Consider the following 5773-nt stretch of genomic DNA (forward strand, 5'->3'; position numbering starts at 1 on the left):
CCCAACGGCGCCGGCAAGTCGACGCTCGGCCTCACGCTCGCGGGACTCCTTCCGCCCGCGGGGGGAGCAGTGGTCGCCGCGCCCGAGCTCGCGGACGGCGCCGACCCCGCGCCCATCCGGTGGAGCTCGCGCGACCTGCTCACCCGCGTCGGCATGGTGTTCCAGGAGCCGGAGCATCAGCTGCTCGCCACGACCGTGCGCGACGAGCTCGCCGTCGGCCCCCGCGCGCTCGGCCTCCCCGAGGACGAGATCGCCGCGCGCACCGACGAGCTCCTCTCCCGCCTGCGCCTCGACCGTCTCGCGGCCGCGAACCCGTACACGCTCTCCGGCGGGGAGAAGCGGCGCCTCACGGTCGCGGCCGCGATCGCCACACGCCCCCGGGTGCTCGTGCTGGACGAGCCCACGTTCGGGCAGGACGCGCGTACGTGGGCGGAGCTGGTCGCGCTGCTCGCGGCCTTGCGCGATGAGGGGTCGGCCGTGGTCGCGATCACGCACGACCTCGACGTGGCCAGAGCCCTCCACGCCACCCGGTTCGACCTGGGCGGCATGCCGTGACCCTGCTCGACGCGAAGGCCCGCACGGGCGCGGTGGCCCGCATCAACCCGGTCGCCAAGCTCGGCGTGAGCGCGCTGATCGCCGTGCCGCTCATCCTCACGCTCGACCCGGTCTCGGCCGCGGTGGCCCTGGCGCTCGAGTTCGTGCTGTTCCTGTTCGCGGGCATCGGCTGGCGGGAGTTCTGGGTGCGCACCTGGCCGGTGTGGCTCGCGGCGCCGCTCACCGGGCTCACGATCGCGCTGTACGGCGAGACCTCCGGCGCCGTGTACGTGGACTGGTTCGTGCTGCGCATCAGCGAGGGCTCGCTCGCCCTCGCCGTGGCGACGATGCTGCGCGTGCTCGCGATCGCCCTGCCGTCCGTGGTGCTGTTCGTGACCGTCGACCCCACCGACCTCGCCGACGGGCTCGGGCAGATCCTCCGCCTCCCCGCCCGGTTCGTGCTGGGTGCGCTCGCGGGCCTGCGCATGGTCGGGCTGTTCCTCGACGACTGGCGGGCGCTCGAACTGGCGCGGCGCGCACGCGGGGTGGCCGACCGCGGGCGCCTGCGCCGCTTCTTCGGGATGGCGTTCGCGCTGCTGGTGCTGTCGATCCGCCGCGGTGCCAAGCTCGCCACGGCCATGGAAGCGCGAGGGTTCGGAGCGCCGGGGCGCCGCACGTGGGCGCGCGAGTCGCGGTTCGGGGCGGCGGAGTGGCTGCTGCTCGCGGTCGGCGCGGCCATCTCCGGCATCGCGGTCGCGGCGGCCGTGCTCACCGGAGCCTGGAACTTCATCCTCGGTCCCGGCGCCTGAGTCTCACCCCGTTTACGCGAGGGGCGGGAGATACGTCAATGCGCCCTGGTTAGCGTGACGAACGGAGTGAGAAGCCGACTCAGCCGAAAGGACTCCGCACATGAGCACTGCACCCACCGACGGTCAGCCGATCTTCACCCGGCCGGGGGAGGCCACGGTCGCACCGCGACACGTGATCCCCGACGCCGAGTCGCTCCCGTCGACCGCGAAGCAGATCGTCGAGGACGAGACCATCCTCGACGGCAACGCCCGTCTGAACCTCGCGACGTTCGTGAGCACCTGGATGGACGACGAGGCCAAGCAGGTGTACATGGCCTCGTTCGACAAGAACATGATCGACAAGGACGAGTATCCGCAGACCGCCGCGATCGAGGACAACTGCTGGCACATGCTCGCGAACCTGTGGCACGCGCCGGATGCCGCCCGCAGCATCGGCACGTCCACCATCGGCTCGTCCGAGGCGTGCATGCTCGGCGGGCTCGCGTTCAAGCGCCGCTGGCAGCAGGCGCGTCGCGCCGCGGGGAAGGACGCCTCCTCGCCGAACCTCGTGATGTCGAGCGCCGTGCAGGTGTGCTGGGAGAAGTTCTGCAACTACTTCGACGTGGAGCCGCGCTTCGTGCCGATCAGCGAGGAGCACAAGACGCTCGACGGGCACGAGCTGGAGAAGTACGTCGACGAGAACACGATCGGGGTCGTGGCGATCATGGGCGTCACCTACACCGGCATGTACGAGCCGGTCGCGCAGATCGCGGCGGCGCTCGACGAGATCCAGAAGAACACGGGGCTCGACATCCCGATCCACGTGGACGGCGCCTCCGGGGCGATGATCGCCCCGTTCCTGCAGCCCGACCTGGAGTGGGACTTCCGCCTGGAGCGGGTGCACTCCATCAGCACCTCCGGCCACAAGTACGGGCTCGTGTACCCCGGACTCGGATGGGTCGTGTGGCGCGACGCCCAGTGGCTGCCGGAGGACCTCGTGTTCCAGGTCAGCTACCTCGGCGGGGAGATGCCCACGTTCGCACTGAACTTCTCGCGCCCCGGCGCACAGGTGCTGCTGCAGTACTACCTGTTCCTCCGCCTCGGCTTCGAGGGGTACCGGGCGGTGCAGCAGGCGTCGCAGGACGTGGCGAAGTTCCTGTCGGCGGGCATCGCGAAGCTCGACGCGTTCGAGCTGTGGAACGACGGCAGCGACATCCCCGTGTTCGCGTGGCGGTTGAAGCAGGGGCATACCGACAACTGGACCCTGTACGACCTGCAGGATCGGTTGCGCATGCGCGGCTGGCTCGTGCCCGCCTACCCGATGCCCGCCGACCTGGAGGAGCTCACGGTGCAGCGCATCGTGGTGCGCAACGGCCTCAGCATGGACCTGGCCGCCGAACTGCTCGACGCGATCACCGCCGAGGTCGCGCACCTCGACGCCCTCCCCGCGCCGATGCCGGGCGACCACCCCGACTCGGCGTTCCACCACTGAGGCGCGGGTCATGTCTGCACACGGTGCCGAACACGCCCCCCGTCCCGCCGTCACCCCGTCGACCCGCGTCTCCCGGCCCGCGGTGGCCGTGCTGGGGGTGGGGCAGCTCGCCCTGCTGACGCTCGTCGTGGTGGCGAGCCTGCGCTCCCTGCCGGCGATGGCGGTCTACGGCCTCGGGAGCATCATGCTCTACCTCATCCCGGCGATCCTGTTCCTGGTGCCCACGGCGCTGGTGGCGGCCGAGCTCGCGACCGGGTGGAAGGGCGGCGTCTACGTCTGGGTGCGCGAAGCCCTCGGCAACCGCCGGGGGTTCACCGCGGTGTGGCTCCAGTGGATCCAGAACGTGGTGTGGTTCCCCACCCAGCTCGCCTTCGTGGCGGGCGCGCTCGCGTTCGTCTTCCTGGATCCGTCGCTGTCGAGCTCGGGCTTCTTCACCGCGGTCGTGATCATCGTCTGCTACTGGGGTGCGACGCTGGTCACCCTCCGCGGCGGCGACCTGTTCGCCAAGCTCGGCTCGTGGGGCGGCATCCTCGGCACGCTGCTGCCCGCCGTGCTGCTGATCGTGTTCGGCGCGGTCTGGGTGTTCAGCGGCGAGAAGAGCCAGGTCCCGCTCGAGGCGTCAGCGATGATCCCGCCGTTCACCGGGCTCGCCTCGATCGTGCTGATCGTGTCGAACGTGCTGGCCTACGCCGGTATGGAGGTGAACGCGGTGCACGTGAACCAGATGAAGGACCCCGGCCGCGGCTACCCCCGCTCGGTGTTCCTCGCGGCGGCGCTCATCCTGCTCGTGTTCATCCTGCCGACCCTCGCGATCGCGGTCGCGGTGCCGCCGAAGGAGCTCGGTCTCACGAACGGCATCATGCTCGCGTTCGGGGAGTACTTCGACCACTGGAGCATGGGCTGGGCCACCGCGGTGGTGTCGGCCCTGATCGGCGCGGGCGCCCTCGCCTCGGTCGTCACCTGGGTCGCCGGCCCGTCGAAGGGCGTGCTGGCCGCGGCGGAGACGGGGCTGCTGCCGCCGCTGCTGCAGAAGAGGAACAAGGCGGGCGTGCAGTCGGGCATCCTGATGCTGCAGGGCACGATCGTGACGGTGCTCGCGGCGATCTTCATCATCGTGCCGAACGTCAGCGCGGCCTTCGTCGCGCTGATCGACATGGCCGCCGCGCTGTACCTCGTCATGTACATGCTGATGTTCGCCTCGGCCCTCGTGCTGCGGCGGAAGGCGCCGGACGTGAAGCGCGCGTACCGGGTGAAGGGGCTGCCGCTGGTCGCCGGGGTGGGCTTCGTCGCCTGCCTGGCCGCGTTCCTCCTCGCGTTCATCCCGCCGGACGGCTTCACCGCTTTCCCGCCCGCGGCCTACCCGTGGATCGTGGGGGCGGTGATCGTGGTGCTGGGTGCTCCGCCCCTGGTGTTCTACGCGGTGCGCCGTCCGTCGTGGGACCGCCGGCCGGCGGACGGCAGCCTGCCCAGCGACGCCCACCCGGAGGCCTGAGCGCCCGGAACCGACGCCGACCCGCCGCCCGTCACAGGGGCAGCGGGTCGGCACCGTCTTCGCGGGAGCCGTACCCCCAGCGGAGCGCGACCAGCCCCGGCGCGAACCCCGAGCGCACGGTGGTGGCCGTGCGGTTCGCGGGAGGCAGCGGCACGATCTCCTCCTCGCCGCCGACCATCGTGACCTCTTCGATCCAGGTGGGCGACGGCGACCGCGCGAAGTCCACGTGCAGGAGCAGCTCGGGCGTGCGGTACATGCTCGCGTAGGTCACGAGCCGGTCGCGCGGGTAGGGGAGCGGGTAGTGCAGAGTGAACTCGATGAGCGCGGACTGCCGCTGCTCGGGCGGATCGTCGACGGCGAGGAGCATGCCGAACGCCATGCGGGAGGAGTGCGCGTGGCGCTGCACCACGCGGCACCCGGTCACCGCGGTCAGCTCGGGCCACACGTCGGTCGGCACCCCGGGCAGGTCGATGTACGGGATGAGGCCGGCCCGTCCGCTGGGGGGCCGGAGGATCGCGCGGTAGTGGATGGTGTCGACGAGGCCGTGCGCGTCGGTGGTGCAGACCGCGTGGACGGAGTGGGTGTTGAACGACGCCGCGGGGTCGATGCCGAGCGCGCGGAACGTGTCGAGGATCGGCCCCTCCCGCGTCCAGTCCTCGCAGGGTGCCCGCGGCTTGGGTGGACGTCCGGCGCGGCGGCTGTGTCCGATGCGTCGCTGCAGGGTGCCGCTGTCGAGCAGGAGCAGCGTCTCGAGCTCCTCGACCGCCGCGAGCGAGCAGACGCCCTCGGGTTGCCGCGTGCCGTTCTGCCAGCAGCTGAGGGTGGCGATCGAGACGGGGTTCCCGTGTCGTCGGAGCCGATCGCTCAGCTGCGCGAGGGACGTGCCGCGGGCCGCGATGGCCTCCCGCAGTGTCTCGGCGAACCCGGCGACGGGAGCGGGTGGCGACGGATCGAGGTGCATGAGGCCTCCTGATCGGGGGGTCGTCCCACCCATGACACCAGATCAGACATCAGATGTCGAGAGTTCGTTGCCGCATCCCGACCTGCGCGCCGCCGGCCGGGAGGGTCAGGTGGCGTTCCACAGGTCGCGGTAGTACGCCATCCGCTCCCGGTCGGGTTCGAGGCCGTACGCCTCGACGAGGGCGTCTTCCCACCCCGGGCCGTAGTTCCACCCGGTGCTCATGGCGGCCACGGCGATGTCGGCCCAACGGTCGGCGACGCCCAGCTGCGCGAGGTCCACGTGCGCGAGCCACCGCCCGTCCGCGCCGATCAGGGTGTTCGGGCAGCAGGCGTCGCCGTGGCTCACCACCGCGCGGTCGATCGGCGGCGGAGTGCGCAGCGACTCCGGCACCACGATGCCCCGGCGCTCCGCGTTCGCGATGCGCGACGGCACGCTCCACTCCCACGGGCACTCGGCCACGGGCAGCGCGTCGTGCAGCGCCCGCAGCGCCTCGCCCACCGCGCGCA

6 protein-coding genes are annotated in these 5773 nt (G+C 71.6%); 4 read left to right on the forward strand and 2 right to left on the reverse strand.

Translation table 11 applies throughout. From position 1 onward, the window contains the following. The 4 genes from DW309_RS01380 to gadC all read left to right on the forward strand — a co-directional run. On the forward strand, positions 1 to 555 hold a 555-nt coding region (locus DW309_RS01380; RefSeq protein ID WP_136035450.1), incomplete at its 5' end, for an ABC transporter ATP-binding protein. Then, positions 552 to 1343 carry an energy-coupling factor transporter transmembrane component T family protein gene (locus DW309_RS01385; RefSeq protein WP_136044330.1) on the forward strand — a complete coding sequence of 264 codons (792 nt, stop codon included), beginning with the start codon at positions 552 to 554 and terminating at the stop codon, positions 1341 to 1343. The genes DW309_RS01380 and DW309_RS01385, both read left to right, overlap by 4 nt. 100 nt (positions 1344 to 1443) lie before the next feature. Further along, the gene (gene gad / locus DW309_RS01390; RefSeq protein WP_136044331.1) at positions 1444 to 2814 is read left to right on the forward strand and encodes a glutamate decarboxylase; all 1371 of its coding nucleotides are present in this window, start codon (positions 1444 to 1446) and stop codon (positions 2812 to 2814) included. Between the two features lie 10 nt (positions 2815 to 2824). Continuing rightward, positions 2825 to 4306, forward strand: coding sequence for a glutamate/gamma-aminobutyrate antiporter GadC (gene gadC / locus DW309_RS01395; RefSeq protein ID WP_240753089.1), 1482 nt, complete (start codon positions 2825 to 2827; stop codon positions 4304 to 4306). Between the two features lie 31 nt (positions 4307 to 4337). On the opposite strand, the gene DW309_RS01400 is transcribed toward gadC, so the two are convergent. Further along, on the reverse strand, positions 4338 to 5267 hold the full coding sequence (locus DW309_RS01400; RefSeq protein ID WP_136044332.1) for a helix-turn-helix domain-containing protein: 930 nt from the start codon (positions 5265 to 5267) through the stop codon (positions 4338 to 4340). Positions 5268 to 5372: 105 nt separating this feature from the next. Beyond that, on the reverse strand, positions 5373 to 5773 hold a 401-nt coding region (locus tag DW309_RS01405; RefSeq protein ID WP_168387131.1), incomplete at its 5' end, for a phosphotransferase.

Source organism: Microbacterium sp. K41 (genome assembly GCF_004794395.1).
Lineage (GTDB): Bacteria > Actinomycetota > Actinomycetes > Actinomycetales > Microbacteriaceae > Microbacterium > Microbacterium sufflavum.

Excerpts from the sequence above, each read along its gene's own strand:
- gad (WP_136044331.1), top strand. The coding sequence starts at position 1,444 with ATGAGCACTGCACCCACCGACGGTCAGCCGATCTTCACCCGGCCGGGG.
- gadC (WP_240753089.1), top strand. The coding sequence starts at position 2,825 with ATGTCTGCACACGGTGCCGAACACGCCCCCCGTCCCGCCGTCACCCCG.
- DW309_RS01400 (WP_136044332.1), bottom strand. The coding sequence starts at position 5,267 with ATGCACCTCGATCCGTCGCCACCCGCTCCCGTCGCCGGGTTCGCCGAG.